35 protein-coding genes are annotated in these 23,208 nt (G+C 65.3%); 30 read left to right on the top strand and 5 right to left on the bottom strand.

Going from position 1 to position 23,208, the window contains the following annotated elements; translation table 11 throughout:
* The first annotated feature begins 35 nt into the window (after positions 1-35).
* The 20 genes from rplB to map all read left to right on the top strand — a co-directional run bounded on the left by rplB (position 36) and on the right by map (position 11,684).
* The gene (gene rplB, locus BLQ75_RS02850) at positions 36-875 is read left to right on the top strand and encodes a 50S ribosomal protein L2 (RefSeq protein ID WP_092597396.1); all 840 of its coding nucleotides are present in this window, start codon (positions 36-38) and stop codon (positions 873-875) included.
* Between the two features lie 18 nt (positions 876-893).
* Positions 894-1,175 carry a 30S ribosomal protein S19 gene (rpsS, locus tag BLQ75_RS02855; protein ID WP_019852820.1) on the top strand — a complete coding sequence of 94 codons (282 nt, stop codon included), beginning with the start codon at positions 894-896 and terminating at the stop codon, positions 1,173-1,175.
* 69 nt (positions 1,176-1,244) lie between these two features.
* On the top strand, positions 1,245-1,670 hold the full coding sequence (gene rplV, locus BLQ75_RS02860; protein WP_170837289.1) for a 50S ribosomal protein L22: 426 nt from the start codon (positions 1,245-1,247) through the stop codon (positions 1,668-1,670).
* Positions 1,670-2,587 carry a 30S ribosomal protein S3 gene (rpsC, locus tag BLQ75_RS02865; RefSeq protein WP_092597399.1) on the top strand — a complete coding sequence of 306 codons (918 nt, stop codon included), beginning with the start codon at positions 1,670-1,672 and terminating at the stop codon, positions 2,585-2,587. The genes rplV and rpsC overlap by 1 nt, the downstream gene beginning before the upstream one ends.
* Before the next feature lie 3 nt (positions 2,588-2,590).
* The gene (rplP, locus tag BLQ75_RS02870; RefSeq protein WP_043570406.1) at positions 2,591-3,010 is read left to right on the top strand and encodes a 50S ribosomal protein L16; all 420 of its coding nucleotides are present in this window, start codon (positions 2,591-2,593) and stop codon (positions 3,008-3,010) included.
* Complete coding sequence (gene rpmC, locus BLQ75_RS02875) at positions 3,010-3,252, top strand: 50S ribosomal protein L29 (protein ID WP_017976800.1); 243 nt, start codon at positions 3,010-3,012, stop codon at positions 3,250-3,252. The genes rplP and rpmC overlap by 1 nt, the downstream gene beginning before the upstream one ends.
* Entirely contained in the window at positions 3,249-3,527 is a 279-nt protein-coding gene (rpsQ, locus tag BLQ75_RS02880) for a 30S ribosomal protein S17 (RefSeq protein ID WP_043570408.1), read from the top strand. Before rpmC ends, rpsQ begins: the two co-directional genes overlap by 4 nt.
* 126 nt (positions 3,528-3,653) lie before the next feature.
* Entirely contained in the window at positions 3,654-4,022 is a 369-nt protein-coding gene (rplN, locus tag BLQ75_RS02885; RefSeq protein ID WP_043570410.1) for a 50S ribosomal protein L14, read from the top strand.
* Positions 4,022-4,336 carry a 50S ribosomal protein L24 gene (gene rplX / locus BLQ75_RS02890; protein WP_092597402.1) on the top strand — a complete coding sequence of 105 codons (315 nt, stop codon included), beginning with the start codon at positions 4,022-4,024 and terminating at the stop codon, positions 4,334-4,336. The genes rplN and rplX overlap by 1 nt, the downstream gene beginning before the upstream one ends.
* Positions 4,337-4,339: 3 nt before the next feature.
* Complete coding sequence (gene rplE, locus BLQ75_RS02895; protein ID WP_043570416.1) at positions 4,340-4,915, top strand: 50S ribosomal protein L5; 576 nt, start codon at positions 4,340-4,342, stop codon at positions 4,913-4,915.
* A gap of 43 nt (positions 4,916-4,958) precedes the next feature.
* Complete coding sequence (locus tag BLQ75_RS02900) at positions 4,959-5,144, top strand: type Z 30S ribosomal protein S14 (protein ID WP_043570418.1); 186 nt, start codon at positions 4,959-4,961, stop codon at positions 5,142-5,144.
* Between the two features lie 234 nt (positions 5,145-5,378).
* Positions 5,379-5,777 (top strand): 30S ribosomal protein S8, encoded by a 399-nt coding sequence (gene rpsH, locus BLQ75_RS02905; RefSeq protein WP_092597405.1) that lies wholly within the window; start codon positions 5,379-5,381, stop codon positions 5,775-5,777.
* A 16-nt stretch (positions 5,778-5,793) separates the two neighbouring features.
* Positions 5,794-6,333, top strand: coding sequence for a 50S ribosomal protein L6 (gene rplF, locus BLQ75_RS02910; RefSeq protein WP_043570422.1), 540 nt, complete (start codon positions 5,794-5,796; stop codon positions 6,331-6,333).
* Between the two features lie 2 nt (positions 6,334-6,335).
* Positions 6,336-6,740 carry a 50S ribosomal protein L18 gene (gene rplR / locus BLQ75_RS02915; protein WP_170837290.1) on the top strand — a complete coding sequence of 135 codons (405 nt, stop codon included), beginning with the start codon at positions 6,336-6,338 and terminating at the stop codon, positions 6,738-6,740.
* Positions 6,741-6,804: 64 nt separating this feature from the next.
* On the top strand, positions 6,805-7,416 hold the full coding sequence (gene rpsE, locus BLQ75_RS02920) for a 30S ribosomal protein S5 (RefSeq protein WP_092597410.1): 612 nt from the start codon (positions 6,805-6,807) through the stop codon (positions 7,414-7,416).
* Positions 7,417-7,421: 5 nt separating this feature from the next.
* Entirely contained in the window at positions 7,422-7,604 is a 183-nt protein-coding gene (gene rpmD, locus BLQ75_RS02925; RefSeq protein WP_092597413.1) for a 50S ribosomal protein L30, read from the top strand.
* Positions 7,604-8,053, top strand: coding sequence for a 50S ribosomal protein L15 (rplO, locus tag BLQ75_RS02930; RefSeq protein ID WP_092597416.1), 450 nt, complete (start codon positions 7,604-7,606; stop codon positions 8,051-8,053). The genes rpmD and rplO overlap by 1 nt, the downstream gene beginning before the upstream one ends.
* A gap of 454 nt (positions 8,054-8,507) precedes the next feature.
* Positions 8,508-9,818 carry a preprotein translocase subunit SecY gene (gene secY, locus BLQ75_RS02935; protein WP_092597418.1) on the top strand — a complete coding sequence of 437 codons (1,311 nt, stop codon included), beginning with the start codon at positions 8,508-8,510 and terminating at the stop codon, positions 9,816-9,818.
* Positions 9,819-10,100: 282 nt separating this feature from the next.
* Positions 10,101-10,655 (top strand): adenylate kinase, encoded by a 555-nt coding sequence (locus BLQ75_RS02940; RefSeq protein WP_092597421.1) that lies wholly within the window; start codon positions 10,101-10,103, stop codon positions 10,653-10,655.
* Between the two features lie 240 nt (positions 10,656-10,895).
* Complete coding sequence (gene map, locus BLQ75_RS02945) at positions 10,896-11,684, top strand: type I methionyl aminopeptidase (RefSeq protein WP_092597423.1); 789 nt, start codon at positions 10,896-10,898, stop codon at positions 11,682-11,684.
* Positions 11,685-12,006: 322 nt separating this feature from the next.
* Here the strand turns inward: map and BLQ75_RS02950 are convergent, their stop codons facing one another.
* Complete coding sequence (locus BLQ75_RS02950) at positions 12,007-12,648, bottom strand: class I SAM-dependent methyltransferase (protein WP_244515201.1); 642 nt, start codon at positions 12,646-12,648, stop codon at positions 12,007-12,009.
* Between the two features lie 544 nt (positions 12,649-13,192).
* Here BLQ75_RS02950 and infA point away from each other — a divergent pair.
* From infA to BLQ75_RS02990, 8 genes are all read left to right on the top strand, one after another.
* Positions 13,193-13,414, top strand: coding sequence for a translation initiation factor IF-1 (infA, locus tag BLQ75_RS02955; protein ID WP_017976785.1), 222 nt, complete (start codon positions 13,193-13,195; stop codon positions 13,412-13,414).
* A gap of 53 nt (positions 13,415-13,467) precedes the next feature.
* On the top strand, positions 13,468-13,581 hold the full coding sequence (gene rpmJ / locus BLQ75_RS02960; protein WP_084133832.1) for a 50S ribosomal protein L36: 114 nt from the start codon (positions 13,468-13,470) through the stop codon (positions 13,579-13,581).
* Between the two features lie 233 nt (positions 13,582-13,814).
* Entirely contained in the window at positions 13,815-14,192 is a 378-nt protein-coding gene (gene rpsM / locus BLQ75_RS02965) for a 30S ribosomal protein S13 (protein WP_092597426.1), read from the top strand.
* A gap of 23 nt (positions 14,193-14,215) precedes the next feature.
* Positions 14,216-14,620 (top strand): 30S ribosomal protein S11, encoded by a 405-nt coding sequence (rpsK, locus tag BLQ75_RS02970; protein ID WP_043570442.1) that lies wholly within the window; start codon positions 14,216-14,218, stop codon positions 14,618-14,620.
* A 25-nt stretch (positions 14,621-14,645) separates the two neighbouring features.
* On the top strand, positions 14,646-15,251 hold the full coding sequence (gene rpsD, locus BLQ75_RS02975; protein ID WP_092597428.1) for a 30S ribosomal protein S4: 606 nt from the start codon (positions 14,646-14,648) through the stop codon (positions 15,249-15,251).
* Between the two features lie 151 nt (positions 15,252-15,402).
* Entirely contained in the window at positions 15,403-16,521 is a 1,119-nt protein-coding gene (locus tag BLQ75_RS02980; RefSeq protein WP_092597431.1) for a DNA-directed RNA polymerase subunit alpha, read from the top strand.
* 51 nt (positions 16,522-16,572) lie between these two features.
* Positions 16,573-17,133 (top strand): 50S ribosomal protein L17, encoded by a 561-nt coding sequence (rplQ, locus tag BLQ75_RS02985; protein WP_092597434.1) that lies wholly within the window; start codon positions 16,573-16,575, stop codon positions 17,131-17,133.
* Between the two features lie 5 nt (positions 17,134-17,138).
* Complete coding sequence (locus BLQ75_RS02990) at positions 17,139-18,032, top strand: tRNA pseudouridine synthase A (RefSeq protein ID WP_211481135.1); 894 nt, start codon at positions 17,139-17,141, stop codon at positions 18,030-18,032.
* An 81-nt stretch (positions 18,033-18,113) separates the two neighbouring features.
* Here the strand turns inward: BLQ75_RS02990 and BLQ75_RS02995 are convergent, their stop codons facing one another.
* Positions 18,114-18,407, bottom strand: a complete 294-nt coding sequence (locus tag BLQ75_RS02995; protein ID WP_092597438.1) for a DUF2218 domain-containing protein — start codon at positions 18,405-18,407, stop codon at positions 18,114-18,116.
* Positions 18,407-18,913, bottom strand: a complete 507-nt coding sequence (locus BLQ75_RS03000; protein WP_170837291.1) for a MarR family winged helix-turn-helix transcriptional regulator — start codon at positions 18,911-18,913, stop codon at positions 18,407-18,409. The genes BLQ75_RS02995 and BLQ75_RS03000 overlap by 1 nt, the downstream gene beginning before the upstream one ends.
* Before the next feature lie 95 nt (positions 18,914-19,008).
* Between BLQ75_RS03000 and BLQ75_RS03005 the strand changes: the two genes are divergently transcribed.
* On the top strand, positions 19,009-20,421 hold the full coding sequence (locus BLQ75_RS03005) for a DHA2 family efflux MFS transporter permease subunit (RefSeq protein WP_139182894.1): 1,413 nt from the start codon (positions 19,009-19,011) through the stop codon (positions 20,419-20,421).
* Entirely contained in the window at positions 20,418-20,780 is a 363-nt protein-coding gene (locus BLQ75_RS24630) for a helix-turn-helix domain-containing protein (protein ID WP_092597448.1), read from the top strand. The genes BLQ75_RS03005 and BLQ75_RS24630 overlap by 4 nt, the downstream gene beginning before the upstream one ends.
* A 55-nt stretch (positions 20,781-20,835) precedes the next feature.
* On the opposite strand, the gene BLQ75_RS03015 is transcribed toward BLQ75_RS24630, so the two are convergent.
* Both BLQ75_RS03015 and BLQ75_RS03020 read right to left on the bottom strand, forming a co-directional pair.
* Entirely contained in the window at positions 20,836-22,071 is a 1,236-nt protein-coding gene (locus tag BLQ75_RS03015; RefSeq protein ID WP_092597451.1) for a cytochrome P450, cyclodipeptide synthase-associated, read from the bottom strand.
* 23 nt (positions 22,072-22,094) lie between these two features.
* Entirely contained in the window at positions 22,095-22,796 is a 702-nt protein-coding gene (locus tag BLQ75_RS03020) for a tRNA-dependent cyclodipeptide synthase (protein WP_170837292.1), read from the bottom strand.
* Positions 22,797-23,208 lie beyond the last annotated feature (412 nt).

A 23,208-nucleotide genomic window follows, 5' to 3' on the forward strand; every position in this document is an offset into this window, starting at 1 on the left:
GAACCGACCGAAGGAGACTGAGGACTGCGATAGAGATGGGCATTCGCAAGTACAAGCCGACGACGGCGGGTCGTCGCGGTTCGAGCGTGGCCGATTTCTCCGAGATCACCCGATCCCACCCGGAGAAGTCGCTGGTCCGTCCGCTGCACGGTAAGGGCGGCCGGAACGGGCACGGCAAGATCACCACCCGTCACCAGGGTGGCGGACACAAGCGTGCTTACCGCGTGATCGACTTCCGTCGCAACGACAAGGACGGTGTGCCGGCCAAGGTCGCGCACATCGAGTACGACCCCAACCGCAGTGCGCGCATCGCGCTGCTGCACTACCGGGACGGCGAGAAGCGCTACATCGTCGCGCCGGACAAGGTCCGGCAGGGCGACATGGTGGAGAGCGGGCCGCGGGCCGACATCAAGCCCGGCAACAACCTGCCGATGCGCAACATCCCCACCGGTACCGTGATCCACGCCATCGAGCTCCGTCCCGGTGGCGGAGCGAAGATCGCGCGTTCGGCGGGCACCAGGGTCCAGCTGGTGGCCAAGGAAGGCCCCTACGCCCAGTTGCGGATGCCCTCGGGCGAGATCCGCAACGTCGATGTCCGCTGCCGGGCCACGGTTGGCGAGGTCGGTAACTCCGAGCACTCCAACATCAACTGGGGCAAGGCGGGTCGTAACCGCTGGAAGGGCAAGCGCCCGACCGTCCGCGGTGTCGTCATGAACCCGATCGACCACCCGCACGGCGGTGGTGAGGGACGCACCTCCGGTGGTCGTCACCCGGTCAACCCGAAGGGCAAGCCCGAGGGTCGTACCCGCCGTAGCAAGCCCAGTGACAAGCTCATCGTTCGGCGCCGCCGCACCGGTAAGAAGAAGCGGCGCTGAGCAGGGAGGTAACGACCGATGCCACGTAGCCTGAAGAAGGGCCCGTTCGTGGACGACCACCTGCTCAAGAAGGTGGACGCCCTGAACGAGTCCGGCAAGAAGACGGTGATCAAGACCTGGTCGCGCCGGTCCACGGTCATTCCGGACATGGTGGGGCACACGATTGCGGTGCACGACGGCCGTAAGCACGTGCCGGTGTTCATCAGCGAGAACATGGTCGGGCACAAGCTCGGCGAGTTCGCCCCGACCCGCACTTTCAAGGGTCACGTCAAGGAAGACCGGAAGTCTCGCCGCCGCTGAGCGGTTTTGTGACACGAACGAGCCGGATCGTCGCGGGAGTTCGACGATCCGGGGCAAAGGGGTAGCAGGATGAATGCCCGTACCGACGACAGTGCCGCGGTTGAGAATCCGCGTGCAGTGGCGCGGGCCCGCTTCGTCCGCGTGTCGCCCATGAAGGCGCGCCGCGTGGTCGATCTCATCAGGGGCCGGAGCGCCAGCGAAGCCCTGGACGTGCTCAAGTTCGCGCCGCAGACCGCCAGTGGTCAGGTGTCGAAGGTGCTCGCCAGTGCGATGGCCAACGCGGAGAACAACAACGCGCTCGATCCGAGCACGCTGTGGGTACACCGCGCGTATGTGGACGAGGGGCCGACGCTGAAGAGGTTCCGCCCGCGTGCTCAGGGCCGGGCCTTCCGGATCCGCAAGCGGACCAGCCACATCACGGTCGAGGTCGAGTCGCGCCAGCCGAAGGGCCAGGGCAAGTCTCGTAAGCGCAGCCAGAAGGGGAGTGCCCGGTAGTGGGTCAGAAAATCAACCCGCACGGCTTCCGGCTCGGCATCACCACGGACTGGAAGTCGCGCTGGTACGCCGACAAGCAATACGCGGAGTACGTCGCGGAAGACGTCAAGATCCGCCGTCACCTCTCCAGCGGGATGGAGCGCGCCGGGATCTCGAAGGTGGAGATCGAGCGCACCCGCGAGCGGGTGAGGGTGGACATCCACACCGCCCGGCCGGGCATCGTCATCGGCCGTCGCGGTGCGGAGGCGGACCGCATCCGCGGTTCGCTGGAGAAGCTGACCGGCAAGCAGGTTCAGCTCAACATTCTCGAGGTCAAGAACTCCGAGGCCGACGCTCAGCTGGTCGCGCAGGGTATCGCCGAGCAGCTGTCGAACCGGGTCTCCTTCCGCAGGGCCATGCGTAAGGGCATCCAGTCGGCGATGCGCTCTTCCCAGGTCAAGGGAATCCGAGTGCAGTGCAGTGGCAGGCTCGGCGGTGCCGAGATGTCCCGTTCGGAGTTCTACCGCGAGGGACAGGTGCCGCTGCACACGCTGCGTGCGGACATGGACTACGGGTTCTTCGAGGCTCGCACGACCTTCGGCCGCATCGGTGTGAAGGTCTGGATCTACAAGGGCGAGCTCATCGGCGGCCTGAAGCAGAAGCAGCAGGAGTCCGAGGTGCGCCCGCCGCGCGGTGAGGGCGGCGGTGGTGGCCGCGAGGGCGGTCGCGGTGGCCGTTCCGAGCGTGGTGGCCGTCGTCGTTCGGGTGCTTCCGGCACCACGAACGTGGGTACCGAGGGTGGCCGTGCCGCCGCGAAGGGCGGAAAGTCCGGTGGCTCCGCGGAGAGCCCGCAGCAGGAGCAGACGGCGACGGATGCCGCCGCCGCGAACGCTCCGGCTGTCAGCGAGCCGCACGCTGATGAGAAGACGGAGGACTGACAAGTGCTCGTCCCACGCAAGGTCAGGTGGCGCAAGAGCCACGCGCCGAAGCGTAAGGGCTTCGCCAAGGGCGGCACCCGGATCAACTTCGGCGAGTACGGCATCCAGGCGCTGGAACAAGCCTACGTGACCAACCGGCAGATCGAGTCGGCCCGTATCGCGATCACCCGGCACGTCAAGCGTGGTGGCAAGGTGTGGATCAACATCTTCCCGGACCGCCCGCTGACGAAGAAGCCCGCCGAGACCCGCATGGGTTCGGGTAAGGGTTCGCCGGAGTACTGGATCGCCAACGTCAAGCCGGGCCGGGTGGTTTTCGAACTGAACTACCCGAACGAGAAGATCGCTTACGAGGCATTGAGGCGCGCGGTCCACAAGCTTCCGATGAAGTGCAAGATCGTGTCCCGCGAGGGTGGTGACTTCTGATGGCGGCTGGTGTCACCGCTACCGAGCTCCGGGAACTCAACGACGAGGAGCTCGTCTCCCGGCTGCGTGAATCGAAGGAGGAGCTGTTCAACCTTCGGTTCCAGATGGCTACCGGGCAATTGCAGAACAACCGACGGTTGCGCGTCGTTCGCCGGGACATCGCTCGGATCTACACGATCATGCGTGAACGTGAGTTGGGCCTTTCCGTGTCTCCCGAGGGCGCCGAGGAGGGCGCGGCATGAGCGAAACAGTCACGCAAGAGCAGCAGCGCAACCAGCGCAAGACCCGTGAGGGCTACGTGGTCTCGGACAAGATGGACAAGACCGTGGTCGTGGCCCTCGAGGACCGCAAGAAGCACCCGCTCTACGGCAAGATCATGCGCAAGACCACCAAGGTCAAGGCGCACGACGAGAACAACGAAGCGGGTATCGGCGACCGGGTGTTGCTGATGGAGACTCGTCCGCTGTCGGCCACGAAGCGCTGGCGGTTGGTCGAGATCCAGGAGAAGGCCAAGTAACGCCATCCGCGGGGGGCGCCAGCATGCCCCCCGCGGGTTGTTGTGACCGCGCATGCCGGGTCGGAAATCGGGCATGCCAAAGTGTCTCCGCACAGCGGGTGCGGAAACTTAGGGTCAGGAGTAAAGGTGATCCAGCAGGAGTCGCGACTGCGAGTCGCCGACAACACCGGGGCCAAGGAGATCCTCACGATCCGGGTGCTCGGTGGTTCCGGTCGGCGCTACGCGGGGATCGGCGACGTGGTGGTGGCCACCGTCAAGGAGGCCATACCCGCCGCCGGTGTCAAGCGTGGTGATGTGGTCAAGGCGGTAATCGTCCGCCAGAAGAAGGAGAAGCGTCGTCCGGACGGTTCCTACATCCGGTTCGACGAGAACGCCGCCGTCCTGATCAGGCCGGGTGGTGACCCGCGCGGTACCCGTATCTTCGGTCCCGTCGGGCGCGAGCTGCGTGACAAGAAGTTCATGAAGATCATCTCGCTCGCCCCGGAGGTGCTGTGATGAAGGTGAAGAAGGGCGACACGGTCGTCGTCATCGCCGGTAAGGACAAGGGTGCCCGGGGCAAGGTCATCCAGGCCTTCCCGGCACGGGAGCGTGTGCTGGTCGAGGGTGTCAACCAGATCAAGAAGCACACGCGCGTCTCGCGCACCGAGCGCGGTGCGCAGTCCGGCGGCATCGTGACGCAGGAGGCCCCGATCCACGTCAGCAACATCATGGTCGTGGACTCGGACGGTAAGCCCACCCGCGTCGGCTACCGCACTGGCGAAGACGGCAAGAAGGTTCGGATCTCTCGCCGCAACGGTAAGGACATCTAACTCGTGACTACCACGGAGAAGAACACCGAGAGGATTGTCCCGCGGCTGAAGGCCCGCTACCGCGACGAGATCATTCCGGCGCTCAAGCAGGAGTTCGAGTACTCCAACCCGATGCTGGTGCCGGGCTTGGTCAAGGTCGTCGTCAACATGGGTGTGGGCGATGCCGCGCGGGACAGCAAGCTGATCGAGGGCGCGGTCCGCGACCTCGCCACGATCACCGGCCAGCGTGCCGAGGTGCGCAGGGCGCGCAAGTCCATCGCGCAGTTCAAGGTCCGCGAGGGCATGCCGATCGGCGCCAGGGCGACGCTGCGCGGCGCCCGGATGTGGGAGTTCGTGGACCGGCTGGTCAGCATCTCCCTGCCGCGGATCCGGGACTTCCGGGGGCTGTCGCCGAAGCAGTTCGACGGTAACGGCAACTACACGTTCGGTCTCAACGACCAGTCGATGTTCCACGAGATCGACCAGGACTCGATCGACCGGTCGCGCGGTATGGACATCACGGTAGTGACAACGGCCACCACCGACGAAGAAGGCAGGTCGCTGCTGCGGCAGCTGGGCTTCCCGTTCCGGGAACAGTGACTCGTGGCCGTCGCTGCGGATCGAGACTAGGAGAACTGAGCCGATGGCCAAGAAAGCACTGATCAACAAGGCGGCGCGCAGGCCGAAGTTCCGGGTGCGTGCCTACACTCGTTGCCAGCGTTGCGGAAGGTCCCGTGCGGTCCTGCGCAAGTTCGGGCTGTGCCGGATCTGCTTCCGCGAGATGGCTCACGCGGGCGAGTTGCCCGGGGTTAGCAAGTCTTCCTGGTGAGGTCGTGACGACGGGACGGCTCTGCCCGTGGGGGAGCGTCTCGTCACCGGCACCGAAACCAGTGGCTGCAGCCCGGCAACGGCTCGCGACGACAACGGACTGGCCGCGGCGGAACTCTCCGCGAAGCGGACAGCCAGTACCCCGACTTCGTTTAGGCCAGGGTCCAGACCTGCGGACGTGGGTTCGCGGCATCCGGGCCCGGGGAACCGAACGAGAAAGGTTGACAGGGTCACCATGACGATGACCGATCCGATCGCAGACATGCTGACACGTCTGCGCAACGGGAGTCGCGCATACCACGACGAGGTCGTGATGCCGCACTCCAAACTCAAGGCGAACATCGCCGAAATTCTTCAGCGCGAGGGCTACGTGGCCGGTTCTCGCGAGCAGCAGGGCTCCAAGACCAAGGAACTGGTCGTGGAGCTCAAGTACGGGCCCAACCGCGAGAAGTCCATCACCGGGCTGCGCCGGGTTTCCAAGCCTGGTCTGCGGGTGTATGCCAAGTCCACGAACCTGCCCAAGGTGCTGGGGGGACTCGGCATCGCCATCATCTCGACGTCGAGTGGTCTGCAGACGGACCGCCAAGCGATGCGAAACGGTGTGGGCGGGGAAGTCCTCGCCTACGTCTGGTGAAGGAGGAGTTTACGGTATGTCGCGCATCGGGAAGTTGCCGATCACCGTTCCCTCCGGCGTCGATGTGGACATCGACGGCCAGACGGTTACGGTGAACGGCCCCAAGGGCAAGCTGCAACAACGCATTTCCGAACCGATCAGGGTCGAGAAGGACTCGGACGGCTCGCTGCTGGTGAAGCGGCCGGACGACGAGCGGGCCAGCCGCTCGCTGCACGGTCTCTCGCGAAGCCTGATCAACAACATGGTCGTCGGGGTCAGCCAGGGCTTCCAGAAGGATCTCGAGATCCAGGGAGTCGGCTACCGCGTGGTGCAGCGGGGGCAGAACCTGGAGTTCGCCCTCGGCTACAGCCATCCGGTGATCATGGAACCCCCCGAAGGCATCGAGTTCGCCACGGACGGCCCCGCCAAACTGTCGGTCAAGGGCGTCGACAAGCAGCTCGTCGGTGAGGTAGCCGCCAGGATCCGCAAGCTGCGTCTGCCCGAGCCCTACAACGGCAAGGGTGTGCGCTACGCGGGCGAGAAGATCCGCCGCAAGGTCGGGAAGACGGGTAAGTGACCATGAGCGAGAGCACCACAGCCACCAGGAAGAAGCCGGTGGGCAAGAGCATCGCGGGCGTGCGTCGCCGTGCCCGCGCCCAGCGGCACGTTCGAATCCGCAAGAAGATCAGCGGCACCCCCCAGCGGCCGCGTCTGGTCGTCAGCCGCTCCACGAAGCACATCGTCGCGCAGGTCATCGACGACACGATCGGTCACACCCTGGCGGCCGCCTCCACCCACGAGCCCGACATGCGCTCGTTCGAGGGGACCAAGACGGCCAAGGCCACTCGCGTGGGCGAGCTGGTCGCCCAGCGGGCCGCGCAGGCCGGGGTCGAGAAGGTCGTCTTCGACCGCGGTGGTCACGACTACCACGGCCGGGTAGCCGCTCTCGCGGATGCCGCACGCGGCGGCGGTCTGGAGTTCTGACAGTGCGCAATTACCACATCGTCGTCGTACGAAGGATGACAGCACGTAACGGAAGGGACGCCTGATGCCTGGACGCACTCGGCGTGAAGGCGGTTCGGAATCCGGCGGCAAGGACCGCAAGGACCGCCGCGACGGTGGCCGTGGCGGGGCGGCCCAGGAAAAATCCCCGCAGTTCGAGCGTGTAGTGACCATCAACCGGGTCGCGAAGGTCGTCAAGGGTGGCCGGCGGTTCAGCTTCACCGCGCTGGTCGTCTGCGGTGACGGCGACGGCCTCGTCGGTGTTGGCTACGGAAAGGCCAAGGAAGTGCCTTCCGCCATCGCCAAGGGGGTCGAGGAAGCCAAGAAGAACTACTTCCGCGTACCGCGGGTCGCGGGCACCATCACGCACCCGGTGCAGGGTGAGGACGCGGCGGGCAAGGTGCTGTTGCGCCCCGCCAGTCCGGGTACCGGTGTCATCGCGGGTGGTCCGGTTCGTGCGGTGCTGGAGTGCGCCGGTGTGCACGACGTGCTGAGCAAGTCGCTGGGCAGCGGTAACGCCCTCAACATCGTGCAGGCCACGATCACGGCGCTGAAGGAACTCCAGCGTCCCGAGGAGGTCGCGGCTCGCCGTGGTCTCCCGATCGAGGACGTGGCTCCGGCCCGGATGCTGCGGCAGCGCGCGGGTCAGGAGGTCTGAATCCGATGAGCAAACTCAAGATCACCCAGACGCGGGGCCTCGTCGGCACCAAGCCCAACCAGCGTGCCGCGATGCGCACCCTCGGGCTTCGTAAGATCGGCCAGGCGGTCGTTCGTCCGAACAGCCCCACGGTTCGTGGTCAGGTCGACACCGTCGGCCACCTTGTTTCGGTCGAGGAGGTCGAGTAATGGCCATCAAGATTCACGATCTGCGGCCCGCCCCCGGCGCCAAGCGGGAGAAGATCAGGGTCGGCCGTGGTGAAGCCTCCAAGGGCAAGACCGCGGGGCGCGGCACCAAGGGGACCAAGGCCCGCAAGACCGTGGCCCCCGGCTTCGAGGGCGGTCAGATGCCGCTGCAGATCCGGTTGCCGAAGCTGCGCGGCTTCAGGAACCCGAGCCGGGTCGAGTACCAGGGCATCAACGTCGGCAAGCTGGCCGAGCGCTTCCCGCAGGGCGGCAAGGTCGGCATCGACGAGCTGATCGCCGCCGGTCTGCTCAAGAAGGGCGAACTCGTCAAGATCCTCGGTGGTGGCGATCTCGATGGGGTGAAACTGGACGTGACCGCGCACGCGTTCACGGGCAGCGCCAAGGAGAAGATCGCCGCCGCGGGCGGCAGCACCACCAAGCGGGAGCGCTGAGTTCGTACGAACCGCCCGAGGGCGGAGTCGTCTCCCGGTGTTCGTCAACCGGGGCCGCTCGGCGGCTCATCGGTTCGGGCCGGTCGACCACTCGGTCGACCGGCCCGATTTCCGTTCGGAGCCGGTCAGCGGCCTCTCCTCGGGCGATGGACGCCCGTGTGCCGGTTTCCCGGTCGCGAGTCGCGCGGGACGGTGGTTGGGGCACGGGTTTCGCCGGTCGCGAAGAGTGTCCGAAATGGTCTCCCTTTGATCACCGTCGGTGTTGGTCGGATATCGTTTCGTCGCCGTTGTCCGTAGGTGGCTACTGCGGGCGGGGTGAGTGCTGTTAGAGTCCGTGCGGTGATTCCGTGCCGCACGGTGGTACGGAATCGTTGACGGAATCCAGCCGTGGGCGACTCGTGAGTCGGCCACCGACATCGGCCGGTGACTACCGGCTCGCGCACAGGAGGTCTGCGTGCTCGGCGCCTTCCGCTCGGCTCTGACGACGCCGGACCTGCGCCGCAAGATCCTGTTCACACTGGGAATGGTCGTGCTGTACCGCTTGGGTGCCACGATTCCTTCGCCGGGGGTGTCGTACCCGAACATCCAGCAGTGTGTAGAGGTTCTGCAAGGCGAGAGTCAGAGCGTCTATTCGTTGCTGAACCTGTTCAGTGGCGGAGCCCTGCTTCAACTGTCGGTGCTTTCCCTCGGGATCATGCCCTACATCACCGCCAGCATCATCGTTCAGCTGTTGCAGGTGGTGATTCCGCGGTTCGAGCAGTTGAAGAAGGAAGGTCAGTCCGGCCAGGCCAAGCTCACGCAGTACACCCGCTACCTGACGGTCGCGCTGGCGGTGCTGCAGGCCACGGGTATCGTCGCCCTGGCCGTACGGGGCCAGCTCTTCCCCGGGTGCCAGCAGGAGGTCATCCCGGACAACTCCGTGCTGAACATGGTGGTCATCGTCGTCACGATGACCGCGGGCGCGGCGCTGTTGATGTGGATGGGTGAGCTGATCACCGAGCGCGGGGTCGGCAACGGCATGTCGTTGCTGATCTTCACCTCGATCGCTTCCCGCATCCCCGCCGAGGGTGGCAACATCCTGAACAACAGCGGCGGTTTCGTCTTCGCCGTGATCTGCTGCTTCGGTCTGGTCATCATCGCCAGCGTGGTGTTCGTCGAGCAGGCTCAACGCCGCATCCCGGTGCAGTACGCCAAGCGCATGATCGGGCGCCGGATGTACGGCGGCACCTCCACCTACCTGCCGCTGAAGGTCAACCAGGCCGGTGTCATCCCGGTGATCTTCGGTTCCTCGCTGCTCTACCTCCCGCAGCTGCTGGGGCAGCTCGCGGGCAACCAGAACACCTGGTGGTCCCGCTTCATCCAGACCTACATCGTCGATCCGTCCAGCTGGGTGCACATCCTGCTGTACATGGCGATGATCATCTTCTTCGCCTACTTCTACGTCTCCATCACGTTCAATCCCGAGGAACGTGCCGACGAGATGAAGAAGTTCGGCGGCTTCATCCCCGGCATCCGTCCCGGCAGGCCCACCGCCGAGTACCTGAGCTTCGTCCTCTCGCGCATCACGCTGCCCGGCGCGCTCTACCTCGGCATAATCGCGGTGCTGCCGAACTTCTTCCTCGGAGTCACCGGCGGACAGGGCGGTGCGCAGAACTTCCCGTTCGGCGGCACAGCGGTCCTGATCATGGTCAACGTGGGGCTGGACACCGTCAAACAGGTCGAGAGCCAACTCACGCAGCGCAGCTACGAGGGCTTCCTCCGGTAGGCTCGAAGGAACCCGGCGACGATTTCCGTGGCCGCTGCCGGGCCGGTGGGACCGCCTCGGGAGGGGTGCCCCGCCGGGAGTGGTTTCCCACACTTCGGGCGGTGGCCATGGCGAAATCGGCCACGTCGGTTACGGTGTCGATCGCTCGATGTCCGCGTCGACGGTGCCCGCGCCGGGAGTCGTTCCCGGCCGCGCCGCGGCGCGGACGTGCGATGACAGACGGGACGAAAGAGCCCGCCAACCGGTGGCGTGAGCCATCATCACGGATTCGGAGGCAGACCCTTGGTGCGATTGGTTCTGGTCGGCCCGCCAGGCGCGGGCAAAGGCACCCAAGCGGCCGTGCTGAGTGAACATCTCGCGGTCCCCCACATCTCCAGTGGCGACCTGTTCAGGGAGAACATCGACAACGCCACGCCACTGGGCAAGGAGGCCAAGAGCTACCTCGATGCCGGAGAACTGGTTCCGGACGAGGTCACCAACGAGATGGTCCGTCAGCGACTCGCCGCCAGTGACGCGGCCGAGGGCTTTCTGCTCGACGGATTCCCGCGTACCACCCCGCAGGCCGACGTGCTCGGCAACATCCTCGCCGAGAACGGGATGTCGCTCACCGCTGTGGTGCAGTTCGAGGTTCCCAGGGAGGAGCTGGTCCGCAGGCTGCTGGACCGCGGTCGCTCGGACGACACCGAGGAGCTCATCCGCCGCAGGTTGGACGTGTACGACTCGGAGACGGCGCCGCTGCTGGACTACTACCGGGACAAGCTGATCACCATCGACGCCTTCGGCCAGGTCGAGGAGGTCACCTCACGGGCCCTGGAGGCGCTGCGCGCTCGCGCCTGAGCGGTTTCCGCTCCGCGCGGCCGGGGTCGGCCCGGTGCCGAACGGCGGACCCCGGGCCGGGCGCGGTGGTGTGAGGCACCGCGCGTTCGTGGTGGCCCTCGGCTCGCCCGCCGTCGGGTGTCCCGGCCCTGAGGGGCGCCCGGTCGCGCGGTTCCCCGGCCCGGGCCCGGATTACCCCCGGAATCGTGGTGGGGCGACAATCGTTCGGTGAAGGACCGTTGACTTGACGGGAGGGGCGCGGTGTTGCGTCGCGGTAAGGATATCGAGCTCAAGAGCGATGGCGAGATTCAGGCGATGCGTGCGGCGGGGCTCGTCGTCGCGCGGGCGCTCGCGACGGTGACCGAACACGCGAAGCCGGGTGTCAGCACCGCCGAGCTCGACTCCCTGGCCGAAGGCGTCATCCGGGAGGCCGGTGCGATCCCCTCCTTCAAGGGTTACCACGGTTTCCCGGGGTCGATCTGCGCCTCGATCAACGAGAAGATCGTGCACGGCATCCCCTCGGAGACCGAGGTGCTCGCCGACGGCGACCTGATCTCGGTGGATTGCGGTGCGATTCTGGACGGTTGGCACGGCGATTCGGCCGTCACCATCCCGGTCGGTTCGGTGAGCGGACGCGACCTGGCCCTGTCCGCCGCCACCGAGCGCGCCATGTGGGCGGGCATCGACAAGGTCGCGGCGGGCAACCGGCTGACCGACATCTCGCACGCGGTGGAGACCGCGGCCAGGTCGGCGGCTTCCTCGGACGGGATCGACTACGGGATCATCGCGGAGTACGGCGGTCACGGCATCGGAACCCGGATGCACATGGAGCCCTTCCTGCCCAACCTGGGCAAGCCGGGCAAGGGCCCGAAGCTGCGGGTGGGGATGGCGTTGGCGGTCGAGCCGATGCTCACCCTCGGTCCTCCGGACAGCGAGGAGCTGTCCGACGAGTGGACCGTGGTGACCTCCGATGGTTCCCGCGCGGCGCACTGGGAGCACACCGTGGCGATCACCGAGGACGGGCCCTGGGTGCTCACCGCCGCTGAGTGAGGCGACCGTGCCCCGGTTTTGGTGGGTGGTTCCGTGGCGGAACCTCTGGCGCGGCTTTCGCCGCGGGTGCCGGAGACCTCGGGTAGGTACTACACAACGTCGGGGCCGTCCTCGCGAGAGCCGCACCGGAGAACCCGCGGCGGTGCCGACTGCGGGCATGGTCGGGGTTCGGCCTGCGGGAGTGGTTGGAGTTCGGCATTGCGTCGTAGCGGCACGGCGATTCCGCGAGAGATTGACGCCCACCCAGGCCGGACCGCCTCACGCATCGGGGCCCTCGCCCAGCTGCGCGGCGATTTCGCGGCCGCTTCGGGGGCGACAGCACTCACTCGATCGGGTGGCGGCAGGTGTAGTGCAGCATCGGTGGCACGCTGCGCCAGGTGGTTTGGGTCACCACCTCGCCGAAACTGGTTTCCAGATGGTTCCGGAACCTGCGTCCACCCGGACTGTGCCGCATGGGCAGGTAGGTCATGGCGGTGAACGCCCCACCGGGTGCCAGGTTCCGGCAGCACTGCCGCAGCAGGTCGCGCTGCTCCTCGTCGGACAGCAGGGACCAGGGAATGCTGCTCACGATCACGTCGGCGTTGTCGATGCCGAGCCGTGGCAGCGTGCTCCGTAGCTCGCGTGCGTCGCCGTGGACCGTCTCCATCTCGGGAAGCCGCAGACGCAGGTGACGAACCATGCTCTCGTCGAGCTCTATGCCCACGTGCCTGCCCGCGGCGGGCAGGCGGTCGCGTATCCCGACGCTGAGCGAGCCCGTTCCCGGCCCGAGTTCGACGACCACCGGGTCACCGTGCGGGGGGACCACGCGGGCGACCGTGTTCGCCACGGCGTTCGAGGTCGGGGTGGCTGCCCCGACGGTGCCGGGGTGCCGGATCGCCGCTGTGAGGAAACGCCGGTAGTCGGCGGCCGGTGCGTTCCGCAACCACTGGACGGGTGAGAAGCGGCCGTGGCGTTGGGTCGTCAACTGTCTCTCCTCGGCGTGCCTGACCGGAGCCCTCTCGTGGGACGGTCGTCGATCATACCGACATCCCCGTCGGCGCACGTTTCCTCTGTTTCGAGTGATACCCACCACGTTCGGGGGTATGCTCGGTGCGTTGGCGGGGTCTTCCTCCGTGCCGGGCGTGGAGTGGGTGGCAGTGCCGTTCCGTTCATGACTCTCAGTGTTTACCAGGTTGCGCAAAGTGACTGTCGGCGCGATGTCCAGCCCCGATTTGGGTGGCATTCGCGCGTGCGCGTACAGTGGAGTATCGGCGCACTCGTGGCGCCGGTTCGTCATGCCGTTCTGTTCGCAGGAGGCGTGGCCCGCTGGGGCGGGCAGCGGCGCGGTTTCCCGGACGCGGGGCCGTGATTCCTGTGTGTGTCCTCCGGGCCAGCGTGTCCGTGGGTGGTAGGGCGGCCGGACCGCGCCGGAGTGGGTCTGCCTTTGGTGCCGGCTCCGGCGTCAGCGGTAAAACAACGGTACGAAGTGCCGAGAAGATGAACTGTCACCGTCACGAAACGCGGAGGACATGGGCAAAAAGGACGGGGCCATTGAGGTCGAGGGTCGGGTGATCGAGCCGCTCCCCAACGCGACCTTCCGCGTCGAGTTGGAGAACGGCCACAAGGTCCTCGCGCACATCAGTGGCAAGATGCGCCAGCACTACATCCGCATCCTGCCCGAGGACAAGGTCGTCGTGGAGCTGTCTCCCTACGACCTCTCCCGTGGGCGCATTGTCTACCGCTACAAGTGACCTCCACGGTGTCCGGGGTTACGGACACGCGTCGCGATCAGGGGAGCACGGCCGTGAAGGTCAAACCGAGTGTCAAGAAGATCTGCGATAACTGCCAGGTGATCCGTCGCCACGGACGGGTCCTTGTGATCTGCGACAACGGTCGTCACAAGCAGCGTCAGGGCTGACCGGCGGCGACGCGATCGCTACCGAGAACAACAAACCAAGCGATACAAGGGACCTCCCCGCGACCTGCCGGCTCGGGAGTTGAGTCGGTTCACCCCCGGAACCAGGCCGGGGCTTCGTGTGGGTACGGGTCCGGACGGGTCTTCCGGTTTCGGAAGGCTCCGCCCGGGTTGGCTCCGTGCACGAGGACGGTCGGGGAGTAGACCTGGAACGACGAGTGAGGAGCACCTGCCAGATGGCAAGGATCGCCGGCGTCGACCTACCGCGCGAGAAGCGCATCGAGGTCGCGCTGACCTACATCTACGGCATCGGCCGCAGCAGCTCGAAGGAGATTCTGCGCAACGCGGGTATTTCCATGGACACCCGCGCCAAGAATCTCGACGACGAGCAGCTCGCCAAGCTGCGTGAACACGTTGAGAACAACTACCGGGTCGAGGGTGACCTCCGCCGCGAGGTGCAGGCCGACATTCGCCGGAAGATCGAGATCGGCTCCTACGCCGGGATGCGGCACCGTCGCCACCTGCCGTTGAACGGGCAGCGGACCAAGACCAACGCCCGTACCCGCAAGGGGCCGAAGAAGACGGTCGCAGGCAAGAAGAAGGCCAGGAAGTAAGCCTCGCGAGGAGATAAGCACTAATGCCACCGAAGGGTCGCGCCGGGACCGTCAAGAAGGTCCGGCGCAAGGAAAAAAAGAATGTAGCGCACGGACAGGCGCACATCAAGAGCACGTTCAACAACACGATCGTCTCGATCACCGACCCCGGCGGTTCGGTGATCAGCTGGGCCTCCGCGGGCCACGTCGGCTTCAAGGGCTCCCGCAAGTCCACGCCGTTCGCCGCGCAGATGGCGGCCGAGAACGCCGCCCGCAAGGCGGCCGAGCACGGCATGAAGAAGGTCGACGTGTTCGTCAAGGGGCCGGGCTCCGGACGTGAGACGGCGATCCGCTCGCTGCAGGCCGCCGGCCTCGAAGTGGGAACCATCCAGGACGTGACCCCGCAGCCCCACAACGGCTGCCGCCCGCCGAAGCGGCGTCGGGTCTGAGAAGCGGGAGAGGAGTAGAAACGCAATGGCCCGTTACACCGGTCCCGCGACCCGCAAGTCCCGCCGGTTGAAGGTTGACCTCATCGGCGGCGACCAGTCGTTCGAGCGTCGTCCGTACCCGCCGGGGCAGCACGGCCGTGGGCGAATCAAGGAAACCGAGTACCTGCAGCAGCTCCAGGAGAAGCAGAAGGCCCGCTTCACGTACGGGGTGCTGGAGCGTCAGTTCCGGTCCTACTACGAAGAGGCCAACCGCAGGCCCGGCAAGACCGGTGACAACCTGCTGCAGATGCTGGAGAGCCGGTTGGACAACGTGGTCTACCGTGCGGGGCTCGCGCGCACCCGCAGGCAGGCCCGCCAGTTGGTCAACCACGGGCACTTCCTGGTCAACGGCAGGAAGGTCGACATCCCGAGCTATCAGGTCGCCAAGTTCGACATCATCGACGTCAAGCCGAAGTCGTTGAACACGACGCCGTTCATCATCGCCAAGGAGACCCTTGGTGAGCGGCCCTGCCCGGCCTGGCTGCAAGTGGTGCCCTCGTCGCTGCGCATTCTGGTGCACCAGCTGCCGGAGCGCGCGCAGATCGACACTCCGGTCACCGAGCAGCTCATCGTCGAGCTCTACTCGAAGTGATACCGGGCGGAGCGGCTACCGCATCGATGGCTGCTCCGCGGTCCGGTACGGGTGGGGACGCGACGCGTCCCCACCTCGCCCACTGTTCGCAGCGGGCACGCCATCCCTTCGGCGTAAAATGGCGGGCGCCGTGTGGAAAGGAAAAACGACAGTGCTCATCTCCCAGCGACCCTCACTGTCCGAGGAGCCTATTTCGGAGACGCGCTCCCGGTTCACCTTCGAGCCGCTGGAGCCCGGCTTCGGTTACACCCTCGGCAATTCGCTCCGCCGTGCCCTGCTGTCCTCGATCCCGGGTGCGGCCGTGACCAGCCTGCGTATCGACGGTGTGCTGCATGAATTCACCACGATTCCGGGGGTCAAGGAAGACGTTACAGACGTCATCCTGAATATCAAAGAACTCGTGGTCAGTTCCGAGGACGACGAGCCCGTCACCATGTACCTGCGCAAGCAGGGCCCCGGTGACGTCACCGCCGCCGACATCGTCCCGCCCGCCGGCGTGACGGTACACAATCCCGATCTCCACATCGCCACCCTGAACTCGAAGGGCAAGCTGGAGATCGAGCTCGTGGTCGAGCGGGGGCGTGGCTACGTTCCGGCGGCACAGAACAAGGAGTCCGGAGCCGAGATCGGCCGGATTCCGGTGGACTCGATCTACTCGCCGGTTCGAAACGTCTCGTTCGACGTTACGGCGACTCGTGTGGAACAGCGCACGGACTTCAACCGACTCGTACTCGATGTCGAGACCAAGCCGTCGATGACCGCGCGCGACGCGGTCGCCTCGGCAGGCCGCACGCTGGTCGAACTGTTCGGCCTGGCCCGTGAGCTCAACGTCGACGCGGAGGGCATCGAGATCGGTCCGTCGCCCGCCGAGGCGGACACCATCGCAGCGTACTCCATGCCGATCGAGGATCTCGATCTCACGGTACGCTCGTACAACTGCCTCAAGCGCGAGGGTATCCACACCGTCGGCGAGCTGGTCTCGCGCAGCGAGGCCGACCTGCTCGACATTCGCAACTTCGGTGCGAAGTCGATCGACGAGGTCAAGATGAAGCTGGTCGGTCTGGGGCTGACCCTCAAGGACAGCCCTCCGGGATTCGATCCCTCCGCGGCTGCCGCCGAGTACCCCTCGGAAGGCTGGTCGGAGGAGCCGGGGATGTCCCAGGGCATGCCCGCCGGCGGTTTCGACACCGGTCTCGACGGCGGTTACGACACCGGCTTCGACGGTTATGACGACGACGGCCAGGACTACGCGGAGACTGAGCAGCTCTGACGACTGCGCTTCGCGGACTGGTTTCCGGCCGCACCTTGAGAGGAGCAACCGATGCCCAGCCCAACGAAGGGTCCGCGTCTTGGCGGGTCGCCGTCGCATCAGCGGCTGATCCTGGCGAACCTGGCCACCGCGCTTTTCGAGCACGGGCGGATCACCACCACCGAGGCGAAGGCCAAGCGGGTTCAGCCGCTGGCCGAGCGCCTCATCACCAAGGCCACCAAGGGTGACCTGCACAATCGTCGCGAGGTGCTGAAGACGATCCGTGACAAGGACGTCGTGCACAAGCTCTTCGCGGAGATCGGCCCGTTCTTCTCCGACCGCCCCGGTGGCTACACCAGGGTGACCAAGACCATGCCGCGCAAGGGCGACAACGCCCAGATGGCGGTCATCGAGCTGGTCAACGAGAAGACGGCCACCTCCGAGGCGGAGGCCGCTCGCGGCACCAAGTTCGCGAAGGACCAGCAGGCCACGGCCGGGTCCTCGCAGCAGAGCTCGGAAACCGCCGAGGCGGCCGCCGGGTCCGAGGAGGCGAGCGCCGCGGAGTCCGCTTCCGAGACCTCCGAGGCCGAGAGCACCAGCGACGAGGACACCGAGAACAAGGACCAGTCCTGATTCCGTTGCGTGCCGAAGCCACTGACGAACCCGCCGCTCCCGACAGGGAGGGCGGGTTCGTTCGTGTTCGCGTCGAGCTGGCCTACGACGGCACCGACTTCTCCGGCTGGGCGCGCCAGCCCGGACTGCGCACCGTGCAGGGGCTGTTCGAGGACGCGCTGCGCAAGCAGCCGCCCGGCAGGGAACTGGCCGGGCCGGTCGTGGTCGCCGGGCGCACCGATGCCGGAGTGCACGCCGACCGCCAGGTGGTGCACGTCGACGCCGTGCCCCTCACCGCCGGTGACCGGCACCGGCTGGAGCTCGACGAGTACGGCGTGCCCGACCTGACCCGGTTGTGCGGCCGCTGGAACCGGATTCTGCCCGGGGACGTGCGGGTGCTGCGGGCCGATGTCGCCCCGAGCGGTTTCGACGCGCGGTTCGCGGCGATGCGGCGGCACTACCGCTACCGGGTCTCCGACGCCCCGTGGGGAGTCGACCCGTTGCTGCGCCGGGACACGTTGGCCTGGAACCGGCCGTTGGACCTGCGGCGGTTGAAACTGGCCTCGAACGAGCTGGTGGGGTTGCACGACTTCGCGGCCTTCTGCAAGCCGCGCGAGGGCGCGACGACGATCAGGCAGTTGCAGGCGTTCGAGTGGGAGCGGGTCGATCGGCACCTGCTGGTGGCGACCCTCACCGCCGATGCCTTCTGTCACTCCATGGTTCGCAGCCTGGTGGGTTCGGTGCTGATGTCCGGGGACACCAGGCGCGGCGTCGAGTGGCCTGCCGAGATGCTGCGCGAGGGCACCAAGACCAGCGCGGTGGCTCCCGCTCACGGGCTGACGCTGACCGGGATCGACTACCCCCCCGATGACCAGCTGGCCGAGCGGGTCAGGACCACCCGGGCACGGCGTTCCCTCTGAGTGTTCCCGCTAGAGATCCCACTACCAGGTTTCTCTCGTCCTGCCCGCGGAGGGGATTTCGGCCGCATGTACTGAAGCGCTTCATGATTCCCAGCTGACGCCGAGCCCGTCGCGCTTGCCGAAGCGTTCCAGGTGGCTGGTGATGACGTGCTGAAGGTGCGTGAGATCGTCCTCTCTCGCCGCTTCGGCGGCTATGTCCAGCCGGTCCGGCAGTGGCGTGAGCACGCACCGTCCGCTGCCGTGATCGGGAGGCAGGGTGATTCGAGTGCTTTCCGCGTCGTGTTCCACGGTGCAGTGCGGCTGCAGGTGGGAGACCAGTTGCTTGAGGTAGCGCTGCGCGCGGTCGGTGTTCATCTCGGCGTGTGTCCGTACCATCAGTCCGCCTCCTGGTCAGTGGTGGCGAGAGGGTTGTTCGTACCGGGGACGATGTCGGCGAACGAACGGTCGTGGTTTTCCCGGACGAAGCGTTCGAGACCGGCCACGAACTGTTCGGCCTGGTGGCTGGGCCAGCTGCGCAGCTGCTGCTCGAATATTCCGGCGAGGCGGTCTCGTAGCACCGCGACGGTGCTCTCCCCCTCGTCGGTGAGTATCAGCAGCGTGTTGCGCGCGTCGGCGGGGTCGGGGCGTCGAGTTATCAGCCCGCCGTCTTCCAGCCGGGTCGCGTGCCGACTCACTCCGGAACGGTCCAGTCCGACCTCGGCACCGAGGGTTCCGGCAGTGACCGGTCCCAGACGCGCCAGTCCGGACAGGATCGGGTACGAGGTGATGTCCACGCCGCGGCCGACACCCGCGACGAGATCCTCGTAGAGGTTGACTCGTATGCGCCGCTGCAACAGTTCGCCGAGTGCGGCTTCGCACCGTCTTCCCAGTTCATCGTTCACGCACCTCACTCTATCGCAATACCCGTGCGCGATGCACGGGTATTGGTGTAGCCTCCAATGCGTGCAATCCGCACGCATTGGAGGGTGGGAAGCTGATGATTCAGCAAAAAGCCGGGGCCGTCGAGGCACCGGCGAAACTCGACGACGGTACTCGCCGACTCATCGTGGTGCTGCTGGCTGGAGCCGTTCTGCCGCTGCTGGACACCACCGTCATCAACGTGGCCCTGGACCGGCTCGCCAGGGTGTTCGACGCACCCGTATCGACCGTCCAATGGGTGGTAACCGCCTACGCCATGGCCACGGCCATCGCCATTCCGCTGAGCGCATGGGCGATCAAACGCTTCGGTGGCAAGCAGATGTGGCTGGCCTCGTTGAGCCTGTTCCTGGCGGGATCCGTGCTGTGCGGGATAGCGCCGAACGCGGGAAGCATGATCGCGTTCCGAGTTCTGCAGGGGCTCGGCGGCGGAATGTCCATGCCCGTCCTGCAAACCCTGCTGGTTACCTCGGCCGGACAACGACAGGCACGTCGTGCCATGGCCGCGATCGGGTTCCCCACGGTCATCGCCCCTGTCGTCGGTCCGGTCATCGGCGGGGCGATCATGAACGGGCTCAGCTGGCGCTGGGTGTTCTTCGTCAACGTTCCGGTGTGCCTGCTCGCTCTGGGACTGGCCGTCAAAGGCGTCCCCGCCACCACGCCCGAACCGCGCAGTCGTCTGGACAGCACCGGGCTGCTCCTGCTCACCGGTGGATTCGCGGCGCTCGTGTACGCGCTGACCAGTGCCGCCAGCCCCGGTGACCTGACCAGCTGGTCGTTCGCTCTCTCCGCTCTGGGCGGTGTGGCTCTCCTGGTAGCCTTCACCGTTCATGCGATCCGCACCCGGTACGAACCGGTGGCCGACGTGCGTCTGTTCGCCATCCCCAGCTTCGCTGCGGCCACGGTGGCGATGCTGCTGTCCGGGATCATCTTCTACGGTGGGTTGATCCTGTTGCCGCTTTACTACCAGCGGATCGTCGACTACTCGGTACTCGGCGCCGGAGGAATGCTCGCCCTGCAGGGGGTGGGTGCGTTGTTGGCCCGTTCGGCGGCGGGACGTGTCGCTGAACGAGTGGGTTCCCGAGGAATGGTGCTGGGCGGGCTCGTCGCGGCCACGGTCGGTACGGTGCTGTTCTCCCTCGTGGAACCGACCGATCAGCCGTGGCTGACAGCAGCCCTCGTTCTCCGTGGCGCGGGAATCGGCATCGTGACCGTCACTGTACTGGGGGCCGCCTATCGTGACGTTCCAGCCGCCTCGGTCGCCCACGCCAGTAGCCTCGGTCGCATCATGCTGCAGCTCGGATCCGCCCTGGGGGCCGCGACCATGACAACAGCTCTCGCCTGGCAACACGCCACTGCTCCCGCCGGTTCCCCACCGATGGACGACTTCCGGGCGACGTTCTGGTGGCTGTCCGTGGCAACAGTGCTCACAGCGCTGCCCTCGTTGTGGCTTCCAGGACGGAGTAGGGAATGAACAGCGATCTTCCGGCCGGACCCATCGACACGGGAGTTGCAGTGAGACGAGTGGTATGTGGGTCGCAAGCACGGGACTGGCATCTCACCGACCGTGAAGTCGACGTTCTCGCGAACGTCGCCGCAGGCTACACCAGTGAACAGATCGCCGACGCGCTCAGCATCAGCGTACACACGGTCATCAGGCACATCAGCAACATGCAACACCGCTGCGGTGCGCCGAATCGTATGTGGCTCGTGTCGCGAGCCTACTGCGCAGGAGTACTGGTCTCAGGTGCGTGGCCTCCTGTCGCTTCGGATCTGCGGTGTTTAGGATGCGTGCACTCCTATGAGTGCCGTGTACGAGACACCGCGTCGTAGCCACCGGTGCTGGTGTGTCGGGCCTGAAGCCCGACACGCCAGCCTCACGATCAGGTCACATCGGCGGGGGAGTGAAACGTAGGTGCAGTGCTTCAGGTCCGCGCGTGTACAGCCCGGTCTCACGGTAAGTGAATCCAGGTTCGTACTCGATGTCGCCCAACAAGTCGAGCAACAGGTTGGTGACCTCTTCGAGCTCGACACGAGCGAACGCGGCACCGATGCAGTAGTGCATCCCTGTTCCGAATGCGACATGGTCCGCTGCCGCGGAAAACGATCGTGCCGTTTCCATATCAGTCCGGTCGATGTCGAACGTGTCCGGGGCGGTGAAAGCGGAAGGATCCCTATTCGCGGGGCCTGTCAGGCAAAACACCATGGTACCCGGATCTACGGGGTAACCTGCGATTTCGGCGTCGGTTACCCCGGAGCCAACCTTGCGAGGAATCACCTGCACCGGCGGCGTGTAGCGCAGTGTCTCCGCCAGCGCGGCCGATATCAGCGAACGATCGGCGCGTACACGGTTCAAGTCGTCGGGACGATCCAGCAGATGGTGGAAGAGCAGAGCCAGTGTCTTGTCCGCAGGCTCGGTGGCCGCAAGTAGAATGTTCATGCAGAGTGCGAGGATATCGTTGGTGCTCATCTGCATGCCGTCGACTTCGGCCGAGCACAGTGCGGACATGTAGTCCCCGCCGGGGTAGCGGCGTTTTCGTTCGATGATTGGGGTTAGATACTCTGCCAGCTGTTGACTGCAACGCAGCGAGTGCTCGCGTTCCTCATCGCTCATTCGAAGGCTTGTTATGAATTCTGCTACACCGGAATGCCAAGTAAGAATATCTTCCCAGTCGGACTTGGGCAGGTCGAGCAGGTCTAATGTGACGTATACGGCAAACTTTTTGCCGAAGTCTTCGACCAAGTCCACACGTCCTTGATCGAGAAAAGGTTCGATCAGCTCGTGGGCGTTGCGTCGGATCATCGATCCGTACTGATCGCTCAGCCCTTTGCCGGATATTCCTCTGATGACGATTTTTCGTTTGTTCGTGTGCTCTTTCCCTGTCATCTGTGCCAGCACACGACCACACATGACCGGCTGAGCCCGCTGTGTCAAGGATTCGGTTGTGAATCGTTCGTTGTCGCTGAGCACGGCGCGCACATCGGCGTGGCGGCTGATGAAGTAGCCACCGGTTACGGGATCGGCCATCACCGGATATTTACTGCGGAGAGCGGGAAAGAACTGATATGGGTCGGTAAGAAATTCGGGCGACAGTATGTCGATCGGGCAACCGGGGGCGGTCATCGTGAATCCTCCTGGTGTGCGTCTCACATGTACACGTTCTGTTCGGAAACGCTTTCGGAAATGACGGCATATCCCTGCTTCTGGCTGATGCTTACTGGAAATTCGCCCGAGAAAATTCGTTCGCCGAGTGGCCAGGGGCGATGATAGAGAAGTACTGACTCGCTGACACCGAGGATGCTCGGTGTGTCGAGAAAAAAAGGAAGTTCTGCGAGTACGTAGGGAACAGCTTTCCTGGCTTGTTCATTTGTGACTTCGGTTGTTTCGTTGCCCAAGCTGGCTAATCGACCGTGCACCGCTTGTCGTGACATGTCGGTGCATGCTTTTCGGAAAGATGCGTCATTTTCGAAAACGTGCTCGATCCATCGGCGGGAATGTTGGTAGCTGTCGAAGTTCATGAAATCGGAGAAAGTATGGATTCGTGCTCCTGACCAGGGTGAGTGGATGCGTAGGGCACGCTGCGCGGACCGTCGGTTCCGACTGATCGCTTCACGCGCCTTGCGGCGGGCACGACCGGCAGGGGTTCCGGTCGCCTGGAGCAGTAATGAGGCTTCTTCTCCGGCCAGCAGTACGTCGAAATTGCTGGTTATCGTAGATGCCCAGCGCACCAGCTTTGCTATGTAGGTATCACTGAATCGACTGTTAAACGGGCTTACCCCGATAAGTAAGTGGTACGGGTTGTTTACAAGTTTCCGGCAGTTGTCCGTGCATGGTTCGATAGCGAACACACTGAAACACCTCCAGGGCGGAGCGAGTCGCTGACACGGCTCGTCGGCTGTGCTCACTCGGGGGCACTGTCTGCGGGGGTTTTCCCCCGGTGCGTCTTTGAGGTTACAAAGAATGTCGAGCAGCTCGATCGCAAATTATTGCCATCATGCAAGAATTTGCTACAGTAAAAACGACGAAAGCGAATCGGGGGGACAAAGGCGAAACAACTGACTCCGGTGGTGTGTGGAACGCTGGATGTCACTTGCTTTTCCGGTGAACTCGTGGTGTGTACCGAGAAGTTCGGTGGGAATGGCCACTCTGGGGTGCCGTGTTCGATTCTTAGCAGTGCGAACCGTTCAGCCGGATCTGGCCGGGGCGCTGTTCTCCTTTGCGCGCCCACGTGCGCTCTTGGTTGGGGTAAGAAGATGGACG

It is taken from the genome of Actinopolyspora xinjiangensis, from assembly GCF_900104475.1.
In the GTDB taxonomy this organism is placed as follows: Bacteria; Actinomycetota; Actinomycetes; order Mycobacteriales; family Pseudonocardiaceae; genus Actinopolyspora; species Actinopolyspora xinjiangensis.